General features: G+C 55.7%; 21 protein-coding genes. 11 read left to right on the forward strand and 10 right to left on the reverse strand.

Features of this window, described 5'->3' with window-relative positions; translation table 11 throughout:
- Positions 1 to 56 precede the first annotated feature (56 nt).
- Genes C8N36_RS14240 through C8N36_RS14250 form a run of 3 tightly spaced genes read right to left on the reverse strand, consistent with a single transcriptional unit; the run spans position 57 to position 2660 of the window.
- Complete coding sequence (locus tag C8N36_RS14240; protein WP_170125880.1) at positions 57 to 704, reverse strand: DUF3299 domain-containing protein; 648 nt, start codon at positions 702 to 704, stop codon at positions 57 to 59.
- Positions 705 to 720: 16 nt separating this feature from the next.
- Positions 721 to 2028, reverse strand: coding sequence for an ABC transporter permease (locus C8N36_RS14245; RefSeq protein ID WP_097805303.1), 1308 nt, complete (start codon positions 2026 to 2028; stop codon positions 721 to 723).
- Complete coding sequence (locus tag C8N36_RS14250; protein ID WP_245910832.1) at positions 2028 to 2660, reverse strand: ATP-binding cassette domain-containing protein; 633 nt, start codon at positions 2658 to 2660, stop codon at positions 2028 to 2030. The genes C8N36_RS14245 and C8N36_RS14250 overlap by 1 nt, the downstream gene beginning before the upstream one ends.
- A gap of 402 nt (positions 2661 to 3062) precedes the next feature.
- On the opposite strand from C8N36_RS14250, the gene C8N36_RS14255 reads away from it, so the two are divergent.
- Together C8N36_RS14255 and C8N36_RS14260 are read left to right on the forward strand one after the other, a co-directional pair.
- Entirely contained in the window at positions 3063 to 3374 is a 312-nt protein-coding gene (locus C8N36_RS14255) for a hypothetical protein (RefSeq protein ID WP_141468105.1), read from the forward strand.
- A 73-nt stretch (positions 3375 to 3447) separates the two neighbouring features.
- Entirely contained in the window at positions 3448 to 3726 is a 279-nt protein-coding gene (locus tag C8N36_RS14260) for a hypothetical protein (RefSeq protein ID WP_097805300.1), read from the forward strand.
- Between the two features lie 11 nt (positions 3727 to 3737).
- Here C8N36_RS14260 and C8N36_RS14265 read toward each other — a convergent pair whose 3' ends face one another.
- The 4 genes from C8N36_RS14265 to repA all read right to left on the reverse strand — a co-directional run bounded on the left by C8N36_RS14265 (position 3738) and on the right by repA (position 8070).
- A complete protein-coding gene (locus C8N36_RS14265; protein ID WP_097805299.1) occupies positions 3738 to 4382 on the reverse strand; it encodes a L,D-transpeptidase in 645 nt (214 codons plus the stop codon).
- Positions 4383 to 4710: 328 nt separating this feature from the next.
- A complete protein-coding gene (repC, locus tag C8N36_RS14270; protein ID WP_097805298.1) occupies positions 4711 to 5778 on the reverse strand; it encodes a plasmid replication protein RepC in 1068 nt (355 codons plus the stop codon).
- A 172-nt stretch (positions 5779 to 5950) separates the two neighbouring features.
- Entirely contained in the window at positions 5951 to 6895 is a 945-nt protein-coding gene (repB, locus tag C8N36_RS14275) for a plasmid partitioning protein RepB (RefSeq protein WP_097805297.1), read from the reverse strand.
- A complete protein-coding gene (gene repA / locus C8N36_RS14280) occupies positions 6895 to 8070 on the reverse strand; it encodes a plasmid partitioning protein RepA (protein WP_097805296.1) in 1176 nt (391 codons plus the stop codon). Before repA ends, repB begins: the two co-directional genes overlap by 1 nt.
- Before the next feature lie 406 nt (positions 8071 to 8476).
- Between repA and C8N36_RS14285 the strand changes: the two genes are divergently transcribed.
- Genes C8N36_RS14285 through C8N36_RS14320 form a run of 8 tightly spaced genes read left to right on the forward strand, consistent with a single transcriptional unit; the run spans position 8477 to position 17470 of the window.
- The gene (locus tag C8N36_RS14285) at positions 8477 to 8956 is read left to right on the forward strand and encodes a DUF2946 family protein (RefSeq protein ID WP_141468103.1); all 480 of its coding nucleotides are present in this window, start codon (positions 8477 to 8479) and stop codon (positions 8954 to 8956) included.
- A gap of 59 nt (positions 8957 to 9015) precedes the next feature.
- Positions 9016 to 11151 carry a NosR/NirI family protein gene (locus tag C8N36_RS14290; RefSeq protein WP_097805293.1) on the forward strand — a complete coding sequence of 712 codons (2136 nt, stop codon included), beginning with the start codon at positions 9016 to 9018 and terminating at the stop codon, positions 11149 to 11151.
- Between the two features lie 13 nt (positions 11152 to 11164).
- Positions 11165 to 13090: a TAT-dependent nitrous-oxide reductase gene (gene nosZ / locus C8N36_RS14295; protein ID WP_097805292.1), complete on the forward strand. Its 1926-nt coding sequence runs from the start codon at positions 11165 to 11167 to the stop codon at positions 13088 to 13090.
- 2 nt (positions 13091 to 13092) lie between these two features.
- Positions 13093 to 14358: a nitrous oxide reductase family maturation protein NosD gene (locus C8N36_RS14300; protein WP_097805291.1), complete on the forward strand. Its 1266-nt coding sequence runs from the start codon at positions 13093 to 13095 to the stop codon at positions 14356 to 14358.
- A complete protein-coding gene (locus C8N36_RS14305) occupies positions 14348 to 15253 on the forward strand; it encodes an ABC transporter ATP-binding protein (RefSeq protein WP_097805290.1) in 906 nt (301 codons plus the stop codon). Before C8N36_RS14300 ends, C8N36_RS14305 begins: the two co-directional genes overlap by 11 nt.
- Positions 15250 to 16071, forward strand: coding sequence for an ABC transporter permease (locus C8N36_RS14310; RefSeq protein WP_097805289.1), 822 nt, complete (start codon positions 15250 to 15252; stop codon positions 16069 to 16071). The genes C8N36_RS14305 and C8N36_RS14310 overlap by 4 nt, the downstream gene beginning before the upstream one ends.
- Positions 16068 to 16589, forward strand: coding sequence for a nitrous oxide reductase accessory protein NosL (locus C8N36_RS14315; protein ID WP_097805288.1), 522 nt, complete (start codon positions 16068 to 16070; stop codon positions 16587 to 16589). The genes C8N36_RS14310 and C8N36_RS14315 overlap by 4 nt, the downstream gene beginning before the upstream one ends.
- Positions 16586 to 17470, forward strand: a complete 885-nt coding sequence (locus C8N36_RS14320) for an FAD:protein FMN transferase (protein ID WP_097805287.1) — start codon at positions 16586 to 16588, stop codon at positions 17468 to 17470. Before C8N36_RS14315 ends, C8N36_RS14320 begins: the two co-directional genes overlap by 4 nt.
- A gap of 22 nt (positions 17471 to 17492) precedes the next feature.
- Here the strand turns inward: C8N36_RS14320 and C8N36_RS14325 are convergent, their stop codons facing one another.
- Positions 17493 to 17957 (reverse strand): Lrp/AsnC family transcriptional regulator, encoded by a 465-nt coding sequence (locus tag C8N36_RS14325; protein WP_097805286.1) that lies wholly within the window; start codon positions 17955 to 17957, stop codon positions 17493 to 17495.
- A 96-nt stretch (positions 17958 to 18053) separates the two neighbouring features.
- Here C8N36_RS14325 and C8N36_RS14330 point away from each other — a divergent pair, with 96 nt between their 5' ends.
- On the forward strand, positions 18054 to 19478 hold the full coding sequence (locus tag C8N36_RS14330) for an aminotransferase class V-fold PLP-dependent enzyme (protein ID WP_097805285.1): 1425 nt from the start codon (positions 18054 to 18056) through the stop codon (positions 19476 to 19478).
- On the opposite strand, the gene C8N36_RS14335 is transcribed toward C8N36_RS14330, so the two are convergent.
- A complete protein-coding gene (locus C8N36_RS14335) occupies positions 19475 to 20317 on the reverse strand; it encodes an amidohydrolase family protein (protein WP_170125881.1) in 843 nt (280 codons plus the stop codon). The two genes, C8N36_RS14330 and C8N36_RS14335, sit on opposite strands and share 4 nt — an antisense overlap.
- Positions 20318 to 20508: 191 nt before the next feature.
- Positions 20509 to 22338, reverse strand: coding sequence for a sensor domain-containing diguanylate cyclase (locus C8N36_RS14340; protein WP_097805283.1), 1830 nt, complete (start codon positions 22336 to 22338; stop codon positions 20509 to 20511).
- Positions 22339 to 22384 lie beyond the last annotated feature (46 nt).

Raw genomic sequence — 22384 nt, forward strand, 5'->3', positions numbered from 1 at the left:
ATGACACTCTCAAATAGTGGACTGAGCGGGCCTTGTTTACCGGGTGGTCAAGACCCCTACTGGAAGATATCTACGGACATTGCATCGACGAAATAAGTTGTTTCAACCTCGGCCTGCCCATCCACCAGATGAAGCGAATTCGAACGGTTTTGAGCTGTCAGCGCACCGCTGATCCAGACAGGATTGAAAAGCCCGTCCACTTTGAAACCTTTTTCATACCGAACGAGTACCATTTGATTTGCAGGGGGTGGCGGTGTGTGAATACAGGCCCCGACGGTCGGAACCAGCAAAAACTCAACCGCCCTTTGATCCACCATTTCCAAAGGCAACAGGTATCCGGGCAACCGCACGACCTTGCCTAACAGATCGACGTTCGGCTCTGTTGCGGCCAGCTTGCGCTGGTTCATGACGATGCCACGTTGTTCGAACAATTGGTCGGGGTCCAACCCTTGCGACACAAGGTCTTCACGAATTTCCAAAGCTTTGGCACCTGTAGCAGTACTCGGATCAGGTGTTTGCGTCTTTTCTATGCGGAACAGCTCGGCAAGATCACGAATCTGCGTATATTCCAGTTCCAAAAAGGGGTCGTGATAGGGGCGCGGTTCTGGCAGCAATTCATCCCAGGTGATGTTTTGCGTCTCAAACGCGGCGGCAGGTTGCGCAAAGGCAAGCGCAACAGCGACGGCAAAGCCCAGTATTTTCACGATCCCCCCTTACGCGTCATAGACGCATTGATAACCCGTCAGCCAAAGTCATGCGGTACACCCGAAATGCGGGAATAGCGCTCGCAATAAGACCAGAACAGAAAACAAGCGCAATGAGAAGCGTTTCCCGAGCAGTCGGCAGACCTACGCCAACCCGAAGCCCGAAATTTGACGCCAAAACCGGATTGGCCACAATCGTGACCACGGTCAGAACAAGGTAGCCAAGAACAATGCCGGCCAGCAGCAACAGCACCGCCTCAAAAACGATCAGCGAAAAGATATGGCGTGGCGTTGCGCCAACTGACCGCAAAATGGCAAATTCACGTCGCCGCGCATCAAGCGCCGCGGTCAGCATCACAACCATGCCAATGACGCCCGCCAGCGCCACAGCCCCCGCCATCAGCCGCAGTGCGGTTTCGGCGGTGCCGGTGATCGACCAAAGCTGAAGCAGCGCAACATTCGGCAGGACCGCCGTCAGCGCATCATCCCGATAATTGGCCAGTTGGCGCTGCACTGAAAGCACTGCGGATTTATCTGTGAGACCGGCAAAAACAGCATTGATTTTCCCGGGTTCGTGGCCATGCTCGTCATGCTCGTCATGCTCGTCATGCTCGTCATGCTCGTCATGCTCATCATGAGGCATTCGAGCACTGTCATCTTCCCGCAAGAAAGGGTCAGCACCTATTGCTGCCGGAACCTCGTGCAATGCGTCAAAGCCTTCCAGCGACACGATGACCATACGATCAACCGCAGTTCCTGTGGCAGCCAAGACGCCGCTGATTGTGAACGGAGCTTCGTCATGAACATCAAACGAAACACTGCCAGACCCATGAGAATTCACAATTTCTGTCCCGACGGCATAGTCGAACGCCTGCGCGACATCAGCCCCAACCACTGCGCCCGCCGGATCGTCAAATCCATGCCCCTGTTCAAAGATCAAAGGCTGGCCCCCGCTGTGGCGAAAACGATCGAAATAGGCCGTTGAGGTGCCGATCACCGGATACCCGCGATGCGAGTCGCCCATCATAAGCGGGACGGTCCAATCAATCCCCGGCATGTCTTCCACCATCTCGTAGCTTTCCCACGAAATACCCGCTCCGGTTGAGCCGACGCCAAAAACAGTGGCCATCAGGATTTGCACATCATTGCCGCGCGCGGCCACGATCAAATCCACGCCGGAAACCGAATTGGCAAAACCTGCGCGCGCCTCTGTTCGCAGGCGTTCAACCCCGAGGATCAACGCGACGCTTAGGGCAATGCTCAAGACCGTTAGCCCCGCGACAAACCGGCGATTGAGAAGACTCTTCAAGCAAAGATCCAGCATCACACACCCCTGCCGTTCAGAACGTTCAATTCCACCGTTCGGTCAAAGTGTTTTTCAAGAGTCGAGTCGTGGCTGACGAACATCAAACTTGCGCCAGAGGCGTCGCATTCTTTCAGCAACAATTCCACAAATGCGTCTTTGGCGTCTTCATCAAGGGCTGATGTGGGTTCGTCCGCCAAAATGATCTCTGGTGACCCGATCAAAGCCCGCGCCGCAGCAACCCTTTGCTGCTGGCCAATGCTCAGTGCGCTGGCTGGCCCATTGAGCAATTCGGGGTCCGTCAGCCCCAGTTCACCCAACAATCGCATTGCTGTTTCAAGCGGGTTCGCCCCGACCTTTTCAAGCCGCCGTTTCGAAAACCGGCAAGGCAGCAAGACGTTGTCGATGGCGCTCATCCAAGGCAACAGATTGAACACTTGGAAAATGAGTCCGAGGTGATCCACCCGAAAACGGTCACGATCACTGCCAGGCAAATCTCCGACATCGATGCCCGCAACCAGAACCGATGCTTTGGGAACGTCAATGATCCCCGAAAGTGCCGCGAGCAATGTCGACTTTCCGCTACCACTCGGCCCGCGCAACATAACTTTTTCGTTTGCCCCCAGATGGAAGCTGTCGATATCAAGTGTCAAATTCGACGCGTCAGGCCAACGATACTGTAATGATTTTAATATAATAGCTGTCATATGAGCACGAAGCTATTGCTGTTTTTTTCAACTGTCGAGTGCCGTGATCGCATATGCCACAAATTGTGTTTTATCGCCGCTGTAACTGCCCAAAACTAGGACGCTGTGTTGGCCCTTGATCGCAATACCCTCATATGCCCCCTGCCCTTCCCGACACGGTGGGTTCACAAAGTATCCATTTTGAACAACTGGCAAGTTACGGAGCCATTGATAGGGATCCGCGCGACCGGGTGATCAGCATCGTCTATCTCGCGCTTTGCCCGGCACAGAAGCTTGCCGGACGCCCGCTTGCTGACATTCGAGTGGATTGGAGCGGGGAAACCGGCGGATCTGCACAGGCCTGTTCCCATGACACTTGTTGAATCCGGACGCGGTTTGTCATTCTGGTTCGACCCCACCGACGCATCCTTGAGTGAACCGCCAATGGATGACCGCGAATTGGTCTTTTTGATCAAGGGCCAGACTAAATCTTGCTTGAACCGCTTGGTTCGCGAATTCGCCAACGCCTATCAGAAAGACCAAGGTGTTCACGACCTGTTGGGATCAGGATTGTCACCTGTACAATCGGCCATTTCCGCAGGTTTTAGCCGCGATCCAACTTTGGATGCTTGGCGCTGGTCGTCTAATCCATCTGCGCCAAGATTTCCGCTTTGGCCGTAAGGGCGCGCTTGCGGTTTCGACCGTGGAGTGCGACCGTAGCGTATAGACCCCCTCGGACCATTAGTGAGCCCCAATGACCAGACCCATCGTTCTTTTATCCGTCCCATTGTTCCTTATGGGCCTTGCCGCCTGTGAACCGGTGCCTGCCACAGGCGTGCCTGCACCAATCGGGATTAACACCCTGCCAGAGTCGGTGTCCTCAATCGCGGCCACACATCAAGACCTGACCACAGCGCGGGTCCGGTCTCAGGACGGGTGCTATTGGTACACCCATCGCGGGCCGGTTGAAACAACCGAGCTGCCCCTGCGTACCGCAGAAGGCAACCCGATCTGTACCAGACCCGCAAGCTAAGGCTTGGCGGATTACAGGCTACTGCCGTCAGTTGGATACAGATAGGCAGTCACGCCTGTACTCACTTGATCATATAGTGAGTTGATGTGCGGCATCACCATACGCACACACCCAGAACTCGCCCGCGTTCCGATGGAGCGCGGCGCAGGCGTACCATGGATGCGCAAATAGGTGTCCCGGTTGCCAACATAAAGATACAGCGCACGAGACCCGAGTGCGTTGGCCGGACCAGGATCCATGCCCTCTGCCCAACCAGCGTATTTCTCGGGTTCACGCGCGATCATCGTGCTTGTGGGGGTCCAACGTGGCCATTTCGATTTGCGCTTGATCGTGTAGACACCCGGTTCATACAGCCCGTCACGCCCGATGGCCGCCCCATAGCGCATGGCCGATCCGTCGCTCTGGATATGGTAGAGGTAGCGCGCCACCGCATCCACATGAATATCGCCCGGAGTAAGCCCCGGATTGGCAGTCACCCGCACGGGCAAAAATCGCGGGTGTAGTCCCCATGGGTTGCTCGTCTTCAGATCAAACCCTTCTGGTGTGACCTGCCGGTCCCATGCATCCCATTCACTGGGAGCGGCAAAAGCAGGCCGGACAATTCCGGGCGTTGCTAGAGCAGCAAGAGATGCAATCATGTGACGTCTGGTGAACATGTGAAACCTTTCAAACGAGTCGGACTGTTGCGGACGATGAAATCGCCAAACCGGAGGTGGCTGCAACCGCAATCTGGGCTGTCCCGGTTATTATTTGGTGAGATAACGCTTGGAACCTGATTTTGCTACCGGTTGTTGTTTAGGGTGTGAATGGGTCGCTTCCAAGTTTTGACCTTGATTTGCCGATCACCTTTTCGTTCCTCGCCGCGCCCTTCCGTCTTAATTACCACCCTGCCCGCTTATAGCGAAACCATGGCGTCCTTTGCACAGCTGGCCGGTGGTGGTTCTTTTTGAAATGTCGCGCGTTGCCTGACAATGTCCGAAATTGTCAGCTGACAATTTGAACGCTCGGTCGATATCGCAGTGCACGCACCATAGGCATAATGTTGAACCGACCCAGAAGATTTTGCTGACCCAAATGGCGCAGATAGCCCCCCGGATTTCGGATTGCCCCCATCTTTTCATGAATGCAAAACACAGCAATCGCAGCTTGTAACGGTCCCAAGCGATCCATCGTTTGAACCCAGACGGGCTGGTCGATACCAAGCATTGGCACCAACCGTCTGGCGACAGACAATACATCAGGCCATGATTTCAACTGGTCCGGAAAGAGCGCGTTCGTTTCTTTGCAATGCGCAACGAGATCGTGAAACGAAAGGTCGCTGGTTCCGCGCTCTTCAGAGTCTAAATTAGATTTATTTGAATCTTGTATATGCCGCTCATTTTGACTGTCAGGGGCGCTCATTTCAGCTGGAGCAGGCACCGCGATTGCTGTGTTTTGCACAGGTTCGATTAAGGGTTCCAGCCGCTGGATGATTTCTAGCAAGTTACTTTCCGATAGTTTGCGCCGCAAAATTTTGGTCAGATCTGCAATTGGTTCCTCAAGCGCTTGGTCCTGAAGGTGGTGCCGCATGACCAAGATCCGGTCGCGAAGCACGGCGCACCGTTCACGGGTTTCGTTCGTACGCAGTGCGGTGGTTTCAATTGCTCCGGCTTGCGCAGCAAGAGGGGCCAGATCAAAACCGAAAGCAATCTCATTATTGCCGCCAACTTTTCGGGCGTAACGCTTGCGATTGGGGCTGTCTGACCGGCTGACAACACCGGCGCGAACCAGCTGGGCCAAGTGACGCCGCAGCGTGCTTTCCGGCATCCCGCTGAGCCGGTGGGACAAGGTCCGGTTAGAGGGGTAAACAATCGCCGCCCCAGGTTGCAAGGGCAGGGTCCGCTGCGGTAAAAAAGTCATCAATGCCTTCAGGACACCAAGGCTTCGATTGTTCAAGCCGTAGGTTTCGGCGCAGTCGCTCAGCGCCTGAAGCACAGCCCATTTGTCTGGGCCTGCTTGCATTTGAACGCAGTTATCCGAGCGCCCAAAATCAGATTGGGACGTCATTTTCATGTAAAATTCACGATAGACAAAGAAATACCGCCCCTGCGCGACCGCGCAGAGTTGACAGGACTGGATTTTCGCGGCTATCTCAAAAGTGCAAAGATCGAGAAGGGCCTTCCGGAATGTTTTCTGGGGGGCTTTTCTTTTGCCTTACTGCTCGTGCCTCCTTTTTGGTTTCGGTTCAATCTTCACGCTGGTCTTGTTGCCAGCGGTCGTGAAGGTCTGCGATCAAAGCGTCGGCATGTTGCTCAACCCAGTGATCAAATCCATCTGCGCCCTGCGCAGCAAAGGTCAAGGACAGACCTTTGCCGGTACGCTTCATCTCTGCCAGATCCGTGCCATCGCGTGCCTGCAAGGATCGCGGGGCAGGGGGCTTTGGCTTGGTCGTTTTGCCCTGCGCCTGCGCAAAGACCGCATCAAATCTCTGGTCCGAGTTCAGCGCGGAAAAGTCTGGTCTGGTGACAGCCTCCAACGCCCGCGATTTTGCTATGTCATCTTCGAACAGTTTCGCCAGCGCCAACCAACGTTCGCGGCCAATACCCGGTGCCGATCCAATTTCACGCAAAAAGGACAACCCAAACGCCGTCCCCGCCTTGAGCATTCGGCTGACCATTGGCAGATCTATCGACAAAGCTGCGGCAATTGTCTGCCGGTCATACTCGGCCTCTTGAAGCTGTGCCGCAAAACTGGCTTTTTCGATAAAGGACAGGTCTTGGCGCGCCGTGTTTTCTTGTCCTTGCGCCATAACCAAAGCGTGGTCGTCCAGTTGCCGTACCATGGCCTTAACCGGCATGCCCAAGTCGCGCAGGGCCATCAGCCGCCGCCGTCCGTAGACAATCTCATAACGTCCCGCTTGGGTGCTATGAGGGCGCAGCAAGACCGGAACCTGCTGCCCGTAGATTTTGAGGCTTTCTTTCAACTGGTTTTGAGCGGTTGAATCAATCCCGAGCCGATCTTCAAGACCGGCATCATCCACCATGTTCGGATCAATATCCTGAACGGCATTTTCTTGCAGTTTCGAAAGCGAGCTTTGCAACGCCCCAACCGCCCCGCGCGGCATCAGATGTGCCTTGGGTCTGTCTGGTTTGGTGCCAAGACCGGATGTCAGAATTCCTTTGCGTGCCATCAGCGTCCCCAAGCCTTCTGAACCAGTTGGTCTAGTTCTTCGTTCACATGATTCAGTGAATCCACCGCCCGATCATAGGTGTTGCGGTTGAATTGACTGCGCTCGACTTCGTAGAGGGTTTGATGCGTCAGGCCAGCATCTGAAATCGCGGTGGATTTGAGAACCGGGGCCACCATGACTTCGGTTTCGAACATTTGCCGCAAGAAGGCGACGACCTGCTGTTGCGGCCCGTCATTTGGCTCATACCGGTTGATCAAAAACCGTAGAAAGTCGAATTCCATCCGCGCACCGGCCTTGGAAACCACGTCCAGCAGGTCCGCACTCATCAAAAGGAACTGCGACATCGAAGCAATGTCGAGCATGTTTGGCACAACGGTGATCACGATCCCGGTCGACGCACAGAGCGCCGACATGGTCAGATAGCCCAGTTGTGGCGGGCAGTCGAAAATGATGATGTCGTATTGATCTTCGACCTCTTGCAACACGGCGGCCATCCGCGCAAAAAACGCCGGTTGCACGTTGTGCATCAGCGCCTGCGGGGTCTCGTGTTCGAACTCTTGCAGCATCAACCCGCCCGGAGCCAAATCGATTCCCGTAAAGAACGTCTTTTGAATGACAGAGGACAAGGGCAGGGGGTCTTCGTAGCGGATGGCATCGTAAATGGTGCCTGATTGCAAGAAATCATACTCGGGCCGGTAACCAAACAGTGTGGTCAGCGAAGCTTGTGGGTCAATATCAACGCATAAAACGCGATACCCTTTCAGGGCGAAACGCTGCGCATTGTGGATCGACGACGTGGTCTTGCCGGATCCGCCTTTAAAATTCAAAAAGGACAGCACTTGCACTTTGTCGCCTGGACGCCGGCCTTTTTGATAGGCCCCTTTGGTCTTGGCTGTGCCTTCAAGAACTTCGCGGATGATCAACAGTTCAGCGGCGGAGTAATGTCTGCGACCGCCGGGTGTCATGTGGACATCCGCGATCTTGCCGTCAAAGTGCAATTTACGCAGAAAACTGGTGGAAATCCCCAAAAGCTCGGCGGCTTCCCCGGCGGAAAACAGGCGCAATTCTTTGCGTGCATCCGGTGCAAAGACCGTTAACATATGGTCTTCTAAGGCTGCACTCAGATTCTCCGCATTCTCGCGAATGCGGGTGTTGATATGGATTAAGTCCGCCATGCTCGGCCTCATGCTTGCCCAATGTGGGTAACGCTGTTTTCCGTCAGCGCTCTATTTATCGTTTCTTTAAGCAAGCGGAGCGGCATTTTGCAACTGTTTCTTGTGGCGTCATCAGGCAGCGAATAATCCGATTCCTCGGTTATCGCGCAAGAATTCGCAATAACCCACTGAAAACAAATATTTTTTTACGCCTCTTCGAGGGCGTGTGGTTTTACCCACAGTCATCGCTTTTTGGAGCGGAGAAAGGCGGCAGTCAGGAAAGTCAAACCCAAGGACGAATCGTGTCTGCCTGATCTGGTGGGCAGTTTTCATGCGTTTTTTTTCATCAGGAGACTTGACCTTAATCAAATATTTGTCCGAGAGCACCTGTTAGCGGTGAAGCCTAGATGAATTTTTAGGCAAAGTGATGACCGCCCTTAGCTTCGATTCCATGTACTGTGTGACACGCCGTTTGGCGTGGTATGCTGGGGCGCGCCGGTTGTTCGCCCTGTTGGGAATCGCCGCGCTGTGTCTTCAAGCCTTTGCACCCGATATGGCCAAAGCGGCCACGATGGACTGGATCGAGATCTGTTCAGACGCCGGAATAAAAACCATTCAGGTTGATCTTTCTGACGGCTCGTCTGCGCCAGACCAGCCCTGCCCGAAATGCGACAGTTGCACATTTTGCGCAATTTCGCTGGCTGGTTTGACGTCAAACCAGCCGGATTTGGCTGCCCAATTCTCATCTGCACTGCCTGCTGACGTGTCTCAAAACCAAACGGTTTTGCGTGAACGCCGGTATTTTTGGCCCAGCACGCGTGGCCCCCCGCGCAGGCGCAATGAAAACAAGGACCGCGTATTCCGCGCGTTCCCGGTGTCGTACTCTTACAAGGGAGAGGCGCTGTGAACGTAAAAAGCGCATTCTTCTCACGCCTGTATATCGGCCTGTCCGTCAGCCTTATTTGGATGATGGCGTTGATCGCCCCGGCCTATGCAGACAGTCTTGGCAGTTTCTTGCCAGATCTATCCCCCGCAGAACTGGCCCCCGGCGCTGACGCCTTTGGGCCCGTGCGCGAAGATGTAAAGGTCGCCCCGATCCTAAAAGGCGGCGAGACCATTGCATGGGCTTTCTTAACTTCGGATTTCGTTGGCACCACAGGGTATTCGGGCAAGCCGATCCATGTTGTAGCGGCCATCGACAATGACGCGGTTCTGACTGGTGTGAAACTTGTCAAACACTCTGAACCCATCGTGTTGATCGGCATCCCCAATTCCAAAATGGTCAAATTGACCGAAGGCTATACTGGTCTTGATCTCAAGGCCGAGGCGTCTTCGGGCGGCGAGTCCCACGATTTGGACATCATTTCCGGCGCAACAGTGACGATCATGATCATTGATGACAGTCTGGTACGCGGCGGTATCAAGGTTGCGCGCGCGCTTGGTCTTGGTGGTTTGGCCCCCGTCACGCGCGACGGACCACGCCGCGAAGTTGATATGGCAAAGACCGAGATTTCAGACTGGAACCTGTTGTCCGGTGACGGATCGGTCCGCCGGATGACTTTGGATATCGGTCAGGTCAATAAAGCCTTTGAAGAAATGGACGATCCACGCGCTGCCAAACGTCCCGAAGCGGGCGAACCGGGCGATACCTATATCGACATGCATATGGCGCTGGTGTCTGTGCCAAGTATCGGCAAAACCCTGCTGGGCGAAGCGGAATACAACAACCTGACCGAATGGCTTGAACCGGGTGAACACGCGCTCTTGGTACTTGGGCGCGGTGCCTACAGCTTTAAGGGATCGGGCTATGTGCGCGGCGGGATTTTTGACCGGATCCAGCTGATCCAAGGTGACAATTCCGTGCGTTTTTTCGACAAACAACAGCGCCGTTTGGGCGCGCTGGCCACCGATGACAGCCCGAGCTTTGTCGAGCTGGATATTTTCAAGATCGGGACCGAGACCGAGTTTGATCCGGCTGAACCGTTTCGTCTTCAGCTTTTGGCGCAGCGATCTGTCGGCGCATTGGAACGGGTCTTTTTGACATTTGATCTGGGCTACAAACTTCCAGAGCGGTTTTTGCTGCCCAAAGCCGCACCAGCGAAGGTTGTGGATGATGCCACTGCCGAGGCCGCCGCGAAAACCGCACTGTGGCAGAGGATCTGGAAAGACCGCACCGTTGAAATCGCCGGCCTTGTCGTGATGCTTGTGGTGTTGACTGCAACCTTCTTTTTCCAGTTCCAAGCCACCGCCAACGCCCGTGTGTTCTACTGGTTCCGCATCGGTTATCTGACCTTGTCGTTGGTGTTCATCGGTTGGTACGCCAATGCCCAGCTGAGTGTCGTGAACCTGATGGCGCTGGCGGGCAGCCTGCGCGGTGGTTTCACTTGGGATGCCTTCTTGATGGACCCGCTGGTGTTTATCCAATGGTTTGCCATCGCTGCGGCGTTGCTGTTTTGGGGCAGGGGGGCTTATTGCGGCTGGCTGTGCCCCTTTGGTGCGCTGCAAGAACTGACAAACAAGATCGCGCGGTATTTCAAAGTGCCGCAGATCACCCTGCCTTGGGGCCTTCATGAACGGCTTTGGGCACTGAAATACATGATCTTTCTGGGTCTGTTCGGCCTGTCGATGGTTTCGATGCCTATGGCCGAAACCTATGCCGAGGTTGAACCGTTCAAAACCGCGATCATCCTCAAGTTTGTACGCGACTGGCCGTTTGTGATCTTTGCCTTGTCGCTGCTGTTTGCCGGTCTGTTCATCGAACGCTTTTACTGCCGCTATATGTGCCCCTTGGGCGCGGCACTGGCGATACCGGCCCGCATTCGGATGTTTGACTGGCTGCGCCGGTACAAAGAATGCGGCAGCCCCTGTCAAACCTGCGCCAATGAATGCCCTGTGCAGGCGATCCACCCCACCGGTGAGATCAATCCAAATGAATGCGTCGACTGCCTGCACTGTCAGGTTCTCTATCAGTCCGATGCGAAATGTCCGGTCGTGATCCGCCAGCTTAAGCGGCGGTCCAAGGTCGGGTCGGCGGAGTTAAACGTGCCCAAGGGCAACCCGCCGACAAATCACCCCAATGCCAAACCCACCCCTGTTTCGTGAAGGAGGAATAACCATGTCCGAAGAAACAACACAAAAAATGTCGGTCACACGTCGCGGCCTTTTGGGCGCCACCGCAACCGGCGCGGCTGTTGCCGCAACCGGTGTCGGCAGCGCACTTCTAGGCGCTGGCGAAGCCAAGGCAGCAACCGGTCAGCCATGGCACCTCGCCCCTGGTGATCTAGACGAATACTATGGTTTCTGGTCCTCGGGTCAGTCCGGCGAATTGCGCATCTTGGGCATGCCGTCGATGCGTGAATTGATGCGTATTCCGGTTTTCAACCGTTGTTCCGCAACCGGTTGGGGCCAAACCAATGAATCGCTGAAGATTCTGACCGAAGGCCTGCTGCCTGAAACCAAGGAATTCCTCGCCGCCAACGGCAAGGTCACCTATGACAACGGCGATTTGCACCACCCGCACATGTCGTTCACCGACGGCACCTATGACGGCCGTTTCTTGTTCATGAACGACAAGGCCAACACCCGCGTGGCGCGTGTCCGCTGCGACGTGATGAAATGCGACAAGATCATCGAGATCCCCAACGCGCATGACATTCACGGCCTGCGCCCACAAAAGTTCCCGCGGACCGGTTATGTCTTTGCCAACGGCGAGCACGAAGCACCGCTGGTCAACGATGGCACCATCTTGGACGAGCCAGAGCAGTATGTGAACATCTTCACCGCCATCGACGGCGACGAGATGGAAGTCGCATGGCAGGTGATCGTTTCGGGCAACCTTGATAACACCGACTGTGACTATCAGGGTAAATACGCCTTCTCGACCTCCTATAACTCGGAAATGGGCATGACCCTGGCCGAGATGACCGAAGCCGAGCTGGACCACGTTGTTGTTTTCAACATCAAGGCCATCGAAGAAGCGGTTGCCAATGGCGACTACCAAGAACTGAAGGGCGTCAAAGTTGTTGATGGCCGCAAGGGCGCACCGGGCAAGCTGACACGCTATATCCCGATCCCCAACTCGCCTCACGGCGTGAACGCAGCACCGGACAAGCGTCACATCTGCATCAACGGCAAACTGTCCCCAACCGTGTCGGTCATCGACGTGGAAAAACTGGACGCCTTGTTTGACGCCGACGCCGATCCGCGCAGCGCAGTTGTTGCAGAACCGCAGCTGGGTCTCGGCCCGCTTCACACGGCATTCGACAACCGTGGCAACGCCTACACCACCTTGTTCCTCGACAGCCAAGTCGTGAAATGGAACATTCAGGATGCGATCGCCTCTTACGGTGGCTCTGACGTTGACCCGATCAAAGACAAGGTCGACGTGCACTACCAGCCCGGTCACAACTCTACCTCGATGGGTGAAACCGCTGAGGCAGACGGTAAATGGCTGATTTCAATGAACAAGTTCTCAAAGGACCGGTTCTTGAACGTGGGTCCATTGAAGCCAGAGAACGAACAGCTGATCGACATCTCGGGTGACAAAATGAAGGTTGTCCATGACGGCCCGACCTTTGCCGAACCACATGACAGCATCATCGTGCACCGTTCCAAGGTGACACCGGTTGATGTGTGGGATCGCAACGATCCAATGTGGGAAGACGCCCGCGTTCAGGCCGCTGCCGATGGCATCGATCTGGAAGATGGTGCCGAAGAGATCATCCGTGACAAGGACGACCCCACCAAGGTTCGCGTTTATATGACATCCGTCGCGCCGGTCTTCTCGTGGGAGAAATTCGAAGTCAACCAAGGCGACGAAGTCACCGTTTATGTGACAAACCTTGACGACGTCGACGATGTGACCCACGGTTTCTGCATGGCGAACTTTGGTGTCGCAATGGAAGTTGGCCCACAAGCAACCGCGTCGGTGACCTTTGTGGCCGAACGTCCCGGTGTTCACTGGTTCTATTGCCAGTGGTTCTGCCACGCGCTGCACATGGAAATGCGCGGCCGTATGTTCGTCAAACCACGCGAGGCGTAAAAATGCACTGGCTCCTGACCTTATTTTCACTCCTGTTCTTGGCAGTCTCTCCGGCGACAGCCAAAGTTTGGGACGTGCCGAATACGGCGGGGGCCATCGCGACAACATTAGCGCAGGCGGCGGATGGGGACACCCTTCGCCTGAGCCCTGGAACTTACTTCGAAACCGTGGTGCTGGACCGGCCGATGATACTGGACGGTCTTGGCCATGCGGTGATTGACGCGGGCGGCAGTGGCAGTGTGATCACAGTCACCGGCGACGGTGTCACCGTACAAAACCTGACGCTACAAGGGTCAGGGAGTAGCCATGACACCATCGACAGCGGCATACAGCTCAAGAAAACCGCGCATGCGCCGCAGATCCTGAACAACGTGGTATTGGGAAATCTCTACGGGATTGATATCCACGGCGCGAAAGAGGCATTGGTGCAGGGCAACCGGATCGAAGGGCGGCAAGACCGTCACATGAATATTCGCGGCAACGGCGTCTATGTTTGGAACGCTCCGGGGGCGATTGTTGACAACAACGATATCCGCTGGGGCCGTGACGGGATCTTTGTGAATTCGTCCAAGAACAACACCTTTACCAACAACCTGTTCCGCGATCTGCGCTTTGCGGTTCACTATATGTATGCGGATAATTCCATCGTTGCGGACAATGTCTCGATCGGGAACGATCTGGGTTATGCGGTGATGTTCACCACCAATGTGCAGGTCACAGGCAATGTGTCCATCGATGACCGCGAACATGGTGTGATGATGAATTATGCCAATAAATCCGAAATCCGTGGCAATTACGTGCGCGGTGCCAAGGAAAAATGTTCCTTCCTCTATAATTCCAACCGAAACACCTTTGCCGACAACTGGTTCGAAGGCTGCGGGATAGGCATTCATTTTACCGCAGGCAGCCAAGACAACCGTATCTTGGGCAACGCTTTTGTGGGCAATCGGACGCAGGTCAAACTGGTTTCGACCGATTGGCATGAATGGTCCGAAGACGGACGCGGCAACTACTGGTCCGACAATGCCAGCTTTGACGTCGATGGGGACGGGATTGGCGACCAGCCTTATCGCCCCAACGACAGCATGGATCACGTCCTGTGGACCCAGCCTGCGGCGAAACTGTTGCTGGGATCGCCTGCGGTGCAATTGGTGCGCTGGTCGCAATCCGCTTTTCCGGCTTTGTTGCCGGGCGGTGTGGTCGATAGCCACCCGATTATGAAACCCGTCAAACCCGACGCTTCCCGAAAGGTGCCCCATGACGGCTGATGTTCTAAAGATTTCCAACGCCACTAAGGATCGCGGCAAAGCCCGTGTTCTGTCTGATGTGTCGTTGACCGTACAACCGGGCGAGCGTGTGGCGCTGCTGGGTCACAACGGGGCTGGTAAATCAACCCTGATCAAAGCGGTTTTGGGCCTGACGCCGATTGGGTCAGGCGCAATTTGCATTGATGGAGCCGCCCCTGGCAGCACCAAAGCCCGCCGCGCCACGGCCTATTTGCCCGAAGCCGTGTCCTTTCATCCGGCGCTGACCGGCCGCGAACAGTTAACCTTGTTTGCCAAACTGGACGGGGCCAAGGCTGATGTGGCTGGCCTGCTTGACCGCGTTGGATTGTCTGACGCTTTGGATCGCCGCATTGGCACCTATTCCAAGGGGATGCGGCAACGTCTGGGTCTGGCCCAAGTGTTGCTGGGCAAACCTGCTGTTGCGCTTCTGGATGAACCAACAAGCGGCCTTGACCCGATTTCGCGGCAGGATCTTTATGCGATTATCGACCAACTGGCGGGGCAGGGAACGGCGGTGTTGATCGCGTCACATGCCCTGACCGAAGTCGAGGCCCGCACCGACCGTATTGCAATCATGCGCAAAGGCGAACTGGTCGCCGATGACACGCTGACCGGCTTGTCGCGCCGCGCCGGACTGCCAATCCGCTTGCGGGTGCGCGCCGCCACGGATGCCGATGCCATTGCGGCACAAATCGGCGGACAACGGATCAACGGGGCGTCAGTTGAGCTGAACTGCTCCCCCGAAGACAAAATGGCCCAATTGCGCCGTATCACCGATCTGGGCGCGGCGGTTGCCGATTTGGAAATCACGCCGCCCAAGCTCGAAGATCTGTACCGCCATTTTGCCCAAGAGCCGAAAGAAGGGGATGTGTCATGAACCGCGCCTTTGCCATTGCCGCCTGCGAAATGCGGATCTTGCAACGCAATCTCTGGCTGGTGGTTGCCACCGTGATTATGGTGCTGTTTGCTCTGGCGCTGACCTTTGCCGGTTCTGCGCCGACAGGATCGCTTGGCGTGGATATGCTCACGGTCTCCGTGGCCTCGATGACCACACTCAGCGTCTATCTTGCGCCGCTTCTGGCCTTGATGATTTCCTTTGATGCCATTGCAGGGGACGCGGATCGCGGCAGCCTTGCGCTGCTTTTGTCCTATCCCGCCAGCCGCGGAGAAGTGCTGCTCGGCAAGTTCATGGCCCACCTCAGCGCGCTTGCGATTGCGATGGTGATCGGCTTTGGATCAGCCGGTGCAGTAGCAGCCTGGTCGGGCGGGGCAGGGACCGAAAGCCTGATCGCTTTGGCGCGCTTGATTGTCACCTCGATCATCTTGGGCGCGGTTTTTGTCACGCTTGGCTACTTCATCTCGTCGCTTGCCAGTTCTTCGACCGCAGCAGCAGGGATGAGCGCGGGCCTGTGGCTGATCTTTGTGGTGCTCTATGATTTGGGCCTGCTTGGCGCGGTTGTCATGGACCAAGGCGGCAGTTTTACCCAAACGCTGTTTCCGTGGTTGATGGTGGCCAATCCGGCGGATGCCTTTCGGGTTTGGAATATCGCAGGATCTGACAGTGTCGCGCTGACGTCTGGTATGACCGGTGCCGCCAGCGCCTTGCCTGTTTGGGCAGCGCCGGTATCGTTGTTGCTTTGGCCTTTGATCGGGTTCGGGGCTGCGCGTCTGGCGTTCCAAAGGATCGAGCCATGAAACCCCTATTGCTGGCCTTGGCGGTTCTTGCCCTCAGCGCTTGTCAGGAGGAAGAGGCCAAGGCCCCGCCGCCGCCCGTTGAAATGACTCAAGAGGCGCTCAGTTTCTTTTGCCAAATGAACATTTCCGACCACGGCGGCCCTAAGGCGCAATTGCACCTTGAAGGATACCCCCAGCCAATCTTTTTCGCGCAGGTTCGCGATATGGTGGCCTATGTCAAAAGCCCGGAACGCGACGCAAAAATCATCGCGATCTATGTCAGCGACATGAATTTGGCCCCAAGTTGGGATTTGCCCGGAACAACAAACTGGATCACGGCGGAGGGTGCGCAATACGTCGTGGGGGCCCCTGTGCGCGGCGGCATGGGCGCGCCGGAAATAGTTCCTTTTGGCAACTATGAAGGCGCAGAGGCCTTCGTTACAAAATATGGTGGGCAGGTCCTTAAAATGTCCGAAATTCCTGATGACGCTGCACTGGGTGCCGTCGATCTGGCCCAAGTGTTGGAGACCCCGTTATGAGCTTGTTAAACCGTCGCCGTTTCTTGTCTATCGCTGCTGCTGGCGGTGTTCTGGCAGGCAGTCCAGCTTTGGCCGCTGCGCCATCGGCGTTCTGGAAGGGCCGCGCATTGGGGGCTGGGGCGTCGATGCAATTGGTGGGGATAGACAACGTTGATGCCTCTGCGATTTTCGCGCGGGTCGAAGCAGAAATCGTGCGTTTGGAAAAGGTGTTCAGCCTGTATTTGCCCGACAGTGAAATTGCCCGGTTGAACGCATCGGGCACTCTGACGGGCCCTTCGTTTGATTTGTTGCAGGTGCTGAGCCTGTCAGGCCGGTTAAACCGCGCCACAGACGGGGCGTTTGACCCGACGATCCAACCGGTCTGGCAGGCAAAGGCCACCGGTGCAGACGCTGCAACGGCCCAAGATTTGGTTGGCTGGCAGCATGTGCAGTTTGACAGTGCCCAAGTGCGCTTGGGCGCAGGGCAATCGATCACTTTGAACGGCATTGCGCAGGGCTATATCACCGACAAAATCGCGGCCCTGCTACGGGCGCAGGGGTTGCGCGACGTGCTGGTGGACATGGGCGAAGTGGTGGGCCTTGGGCATCGCCCCGATGGCACCGCTTGGAAAATGGGTGTTGCCGCCCCGGATGGCACCTTGTTGCACCGTGTGCAGCTGAGCGACCGTGCGCTTGCGACATCTGCTGCGAATGGCACGGTGTTGGCAGACGGGCCGCACATTCTGGACCCTAAGGGCGGGCGCACGGCGCATGGGATCGTTTCGGTGTCAGCTCCAAGCGCGGCTTTGGCGGACGGGTTGTCGACGGCGCTCTGCCTGATGGACGACGCCGCAGCGGTTCTTGTGCATTTCCCAGAGGCCGAGCTGGTTTTGCGCGCCTAATGCCTTTGCGCAACGCGTCCTGTCAGGTTGGCAGGTCGCGCCCGTCGGCGATGGATTCCATGGTAATATAAGAGGTCACGGCCTCCAGCTCAAAGTCCCGTATCAGGCGCTGATAGATGCGGTCAAAGTCATTCATATCCCGCGCGGCGATTTTGAGCAGATAGTCATAATCCCCCGCGATTCGGTAGAAATCGATGACGTTTTCAATTGCCAGAACCGACCGCCGGAACCCGTCCAGCCATTCGGCAGAATGGGTCCGCGTGCGCAACATCACAAAAACCGTCAGGCCCAGACCAACGGCTGATGGGTCCAGCCGGATGGTTTGGCCGGTAATCACGCCCTCGCTCCGCAATTTTGTCAATCGCCGCCAGCAAGAGTTTTGCGACAAACCCACCTTCTCTGCCAATTCGCGTTGCGACAATGATCCATCACGCTGCAGGGCGCGTAGAATGGAAGAATCGATTGAATCAAGCGTATTGTCGTTCATATGATAGAATATTGACCCAAAATATGCAGTAATTGGTGAAGGTTTCGCCTGACAATAGGCCTAAATTCCTCGTATCGCAACGCAGGAGCCGCCGACATGTTCATCCATCCCCCCCTTAAAGCGCCATTTGATGGTTTTGCAGCGCAGATTACAAAGGGCGATGTCCATGAAAACTTGCGCTCTGGTTTGATAGGTGAGGGCATTGAAATCCCGGGCCCCTTTGGCCCCAAACCTCTGATCTATGCTGACTATGTCGCCTCGGGTCGGGCTTTGGATCAGGTTGAGGATTTCATTTCCCGAAATGTCCTGCCGATTTATGCAAACAGCCACACAGAAGCATCCTATTGCGGTCAGCAGATGACGCGAATGCGCGGCGAAGCGCGGCGGATCATCGGACAGATCTGTGGGGCAGGGGATGCCCATGCTGTTGTTTTTACCGGTTCTGGTGCCACTGCGGGTTTGAACAGATTGGTGCACTTGCTGGGCGCAGGGTCCGGCAGCACTGTACTGATTGGCCCCTATGAGCATCATTCCAATATCCTGCCGTGGCGTGAAAGCGGCGCGCAAGTGATCGAGATCCCCGAAGCACCGGCCGGCGGACCGGATATGGCGGCCTTGGAGGAAGCTTTGCAAAGCTGTGCGGGAAGTCATGTCATTGGCAGCTTTTCTGCGGCGTCCAATGTCACTGGTATCACAACCGATGTTCAGGCGGTGACAGCACTGCTCAAAAAGCACGGTGCCTTGGCGGTTTGGGATTATGCAGGCGGCGGTCCTTATATGCCAATCGAGATGGGGGACATTGATGCCGTCGTGACGTCGCCACATAAATTTATCGGGGGTCCGGGGGCATCGGGGGTGATGATCTTGCGCCTAGACGCGGTGCGTCGCCAGACCCCCAGCCTGCCTGGGGGTGGTACAGTGTCTTTTGTTTCGCCTTGGGGGCATGATTATTCGGCTGATATTGCCGCGCGCGAAGAAGCGGGTACACCGAATGTGATTGGTGATATGCGCGCCGCGCTCAGTTTTCTGGTCAAAGACGCAATAGGGCAGGGGTTCATCACGCAGCGGTTGCAGGTCTTGCGCGCACGTGCCCTGACTGCTTGGGCGTCCGTGCCCGGCCTGACGGTCTTGGGCAATCCGCAGGCACCAGCTTTGCCGATCTTTTCGTTTCAGATGCGTGATAGCGCAGGCGTTGTGGTGCATCAACAGTTGGTGACACGCATGTTGTCAGATGCATTTGGCATTCAAGCGCGCGGTGGCTGCGCCTGCGCCGGTCCCTATGCGCACCGTTTGCTGGGGATCGAAGCCGCGCAATCCCAGTCATTGCGGGCCGAGATCCTGTCAGGGCAAGAGGTGCAAAAACCCGGTTGGACGCGGCTTGGGTTTTCGCCATTGATGACAGACGCAAAAGCGGATCAGATCATTCAGGCGGTTGTTGATTTGGCGGCGGACCCGCATGCCTTTAGTGGCACTTACCAGTTAGACCCACAGACGGCGCGGTTTCGCCCCAAAGCCGCTTAGCGTTCAGATGCTAATCCGTAAAACCGCGTTGCAGTGCCGCCCAATATATCGGCCTGCTCCGCTGTGTTTAGATCGGCGATCATGGTCTTGAGGCAGGTGAACCACTGCGGATAGGACCCGTCCAGCTCCAAAACCGGCCAGTCACTGCCCCACATCAACCGTGCAGGGCCAAAGCATTCCAGAAGGTGCTGAACAACAGGCCGCAAACTTTCCGCCGACCAACCGGGGCCGAATTCGGTGGCCAAGCCTGAAATCTTGCAGTGCATCTGCGGATGGTGGGCCAATCGGGCCATGCCATCCAGCCAATCACGATCAAGCGCGGTGCCGCCCCGGATCACCGGCTTGGCGGCATGGTCGATCACAATTGGCAGGTCGGGAATGCTGGTGGCCAAGGTGTCGATCGCCGTCAGATGGCGCGGTTGCACAAGGGCGTCAAAGCGCAGCCCGTTTCCGGGCAATAGTCGCAAATTGTCAAGAACGGCAGGCTGCAAAATCCAAGTGCTGTCTTCGATGCCTTGCAGCACAGGGCGCACGCCTTTGATCAGCGGATTTTGAGCCAGATCATGCAAGATGTCCGCGGCATTCGAAGCCGACAGATCAAGCCAGGCGACGATACCGCCGATGAAATCTGCGTTTTGCGCCAACCCGTCCATAAAACTGTTGTCAGCCAGATCTTCGGCCGCCTGAACCAAGATGGTTTTATCAATGCCAAAATGGGCGAGGTACGGGGCAAGGTGTTTTGGCAAATAGTCCCGCCGAATGCCGGAGATTGAATCGTCGATCCAGCCGTGCATGCCTCTATCAATCTGCCAAAAGTGTTGATGTGCGTCTACTATCATGTCCGGATGTCCCATGACGCGAACGCCAGCAATTGGACGCCCGCGCGTTGACGGTGTTTTGTGAACACCAGTGCGATCTGCGGATCGCGGCCAATTCGTGACAGGCAGCCGCGATGTTGTCGCAGCCTAGTCCTTCATCCAAGAGGTGGTCAAGTTCGCCCATGACCGTCAGCCTACCTGTAAAAGAGGTGTCAGTTCGGGCGGTAAAAGCCATATCCGCTTTGCCCGGACCGTTTGACTTTGTACATCGCAGCATCAGATTGCTGCATCTGGAGCTCGTAAGAATTGTTTTGGCCGTTGGACAACGAGATCCCCATGCTGCACCCGATTTCCAGCGACTGGTTTTCAATATAAAAGGGTTTGGTCAGCATGGTAACGACCACATCCGCCAGCCGATGCAACACGACAAGGGCGTTTTCGGCAGGGCATTGCAGCAAGATTGCAAACTCGTCTCCACCAAGACGGGCAACCAGATCTCCCGATCGAACAGAGTCTTGTAAACGCTCGGCGACTTGTTGCAGCAACTTGTCACCAACGTGATGTCCGAAGGTGTCATTGACGGCTTTGAATTTGTTCAGATCCAACATGGCCAAAGCAATTTCATGCCCCTTGGACTGGTTCTGCGTCACCCATTGACCAAAATCGTCTTCTAGTTTCATGCGGTTCGGCAATTTGGTCAAAGCATCATGTAAAGAGGCATGTTTTATCTTTTCCTGCACCTTTACCCGTTCCGAAATATCGGTGTGGGTGCCAACCCAGCCGCCGTCTGGCATTGGGGAATGGATTGATGAAATGACTCTACCGCCTTTCAACCGTATTTCAGCGGCAACGGATTCTCCGATCGCGAGGCTGGAATACAACGTTTCCAGATAGTCGGTGACATCGCCGTCAAAATCACCGCGGAGCTTTTCCGCAGTGATGAGTTCTTCGAAATCTACCCCCTCGCGGATTTCGCCCTCGGGTTTGTTAAAAATCTCGATGTAGTTCTGGTTCCAGGTTGTCAGCTTTGCATCGCTGTCAAACACGCTCACTGCTTGGTCCATGCGGTCCAGAATGGTCCGGAGCTCGATGCTTTTCTTTTTTGCCAGCCCTTCAGAGTTTTGCAGCTGTAGCTCAAACTTCTTGCGATCTGTAATGTCACGGCAGGTGCCAATCAAACCAACGACCTTGTTGTCTTCAACCAAGGGGGTGCCGACGGTATGAACCCAAATCTTGCGTCCCGTGGCGGTAATCAACCGGGCTTCTACATCCCAATCAGTCTGGTTTTCGACCGCATCATCGACAATCGCAGTCACCATATCCGCTGAATCGGGCTCATAAAACGCGCGGGCCGAGGCATAATTAGGTCGATAGTCAATCGGGACTTCGTGAATGCGTTTTGTTTGATCCGTCCAAAACAGCTCTTGGCGTTCAAGTGATAATTCCCAACCGCCGACACCTGATACTTCGGCGATACGATCCAGCAAGGTGGCCGTCCGTTCGGCTTGTTTGGCTTTTTGAGTGATGTTTCTGGCGGCCTCAATTGTGATGCGTTCACTTTCAAAGGTCCGCAACAGCCCCTCAACCGCTGTACCAAGCAGGCGCAACTGATGCTGTTGTCTATCGGTTAAAACGCGCGGCTTGCGGTCGATGACGCAGAGCGTCCCCAGCTTATTGACCCCATCCGTAGAAACCGGAAAGCCCGCGTAAAATCTGATGTTTGGCTCTTCTGTAACCAGTGGATTGTCGCGAAACCGATCATCCAGACTGGCATCTTCGACCGTAAAAACTTCGTCTTGCAAGATTGCATGGGAGCAAAAAGAAATGTCACGCGGGGTGGCGTCAACGTCAAGCCCATGTTTCGCTTTGAACCATTGCTCCTCGCGGCCAACAATTGAGATAAGCGCGATAGGGCAATCAAGTATATCAGATGCCAATTGAACGATGGCGTCAAAATCCGGCGTGCGCGGCGAGCGCACCAGCTGAAGCCTATCTAGATACTTGAGACGTTCTGTCTCTGTTTCGGGTTGTGGAGCAATCATGAAAGCATCCTAGAACACAACTTGTTAATCGACATTTTTTCGGGAA

It is taken from the genome of Pelagimonas varians (assembly GCF_003208435.1).
GTDB classification, from domain to species: Bacteria; Pseudomonadota; Alphaproteobacteria; order Rhodobacterales; family Rhodobacteraceae; genus Pelagimonas; species Pelagimonas varians.

Coding starts and splice junctions, on each gene's coding strand:
- C8N36_RS14325 (WP_097805286.1), bottom strand. CDS start 17,957: ATGAACGACAATACGCTTGATTCAATCGATTCTTCCATTCTACGCGCC.
- C8N36_RS14330 (WP_097805285.1), top strand. CDS start 18,054: ATGTTCATCCATCCCCCCCTTAAAGCGCCATTTGATGGTTTTGCAGCG.
- repA (WP_097805296.1), bottom strand. CDS start 8,070: ATGGCGGACTTAATCCATATCAACACCCGCATTCGCGAGAATGCGGAG.
- C8N36_RS14340 (WP_097805283.1), bottom strand. CDS start 22,338: ATGATTGCTCCACAACCCGAAACAGAGACAGAACGTCTCAAGTATCTA.
- C8N36_RS14245 (WP_097805303.1), bottom strand. CDS start 2,028: ATGCTGGATCTTTGCTTGAAGAGTCTTCTCAATCGCCGGTTTGTCGCG.
- C8N36_RS14260 (WP_097805300.1), top strand. CDS start 3,448: ATGACCAGACCCATCGTTCTTTTATCCGTCCCATTGTTCCTTATGGGC.
- C8N36_RS14320 (WP_097805287.1), top strand. CDS start 16,586: ATGAGCTTGTTAAACCGTCGCCGTTTCTTGTCTATCGCTGCTGCTGGC.
- C8N36_RS14310 (WP_097805289.1), top strand. CDS start 15,250: ATGAACCGCGCCTTTGCCATTGCCGCCTGCGAAATGCGGATCTTGCAA.
- repC (WP_097805298.1), bottom strand. CDS start 5,778: ATGAAAATGACGTCCCAATCTGATTTTGGGCGCTCGGATAACTGCGTT.
- nosZ (WP_097805292.1), top strand. CDS start 11,165: ATGTCCGAAGAAACAACACAAAAAATGTCGGTCACACGTCGCGGCCTT.
- C8N36_RS14335 (WP_170125881.1), bottom strand. CDS start 20,317: ATGATAGTAGACGCACATCAACACTTTTGGCAGATTGATAGAGGCATG.
- C8N36_RS14265 (WP_097805299.1), bottom strand. CDS start 4,382: ATGTTCACCAGACGTCACATGATTGCATCTCTTGCTGCTCTAGCAACG.
- repB (WP_097805297.1), bottom strand. CDS start 6,895: ATGGCACGCAAAGGAATTCTGACATCCGGTCTTGGCACCAAACCAGAC.
- C8N36_RS14315 (WP_097805288.1), top strand. CDS start 16,068: ATGAAACCCCTATTGCTGGCCTTGGCGGTTCTTGCCCTCAGCGCTTGT.
- C8N36_RS14290 (WP_097805293.1), top strand. CDS start 9,016: ATGATGGCGTTGATCGCCCCGGCCTATGCAGACAGTCTTGGCAGTTTC.
- C8N36_RS14300 (WP_097805291.1), top strand. CDS start 13,093: ATGCACTGGCTCCTGACCTTATTTTCACTCCTGTTCTTGGCAGTCTCT.
- C8N36_RS14305 (WP_097805290.1), top strand. CDS start 14,348: ATGACGGCTGATGTTCTAAAGATTTCCAACGCCACTAAGGATCGCGGC.
- C8N36_RS14255 (WP_141468105.1), top strand. CDS start 3,063: ATGACACTTGTTGAATCCGGACGCGGTTTGTCATTCTGGTTCGACCCC.
- C8N36_RS14285 (WP_141468103.1), top strand. CDS start 8,477: ATGACCGCCCTTAGCTTCGATTCCATGTACTGTGTGACACGCCGTTTG.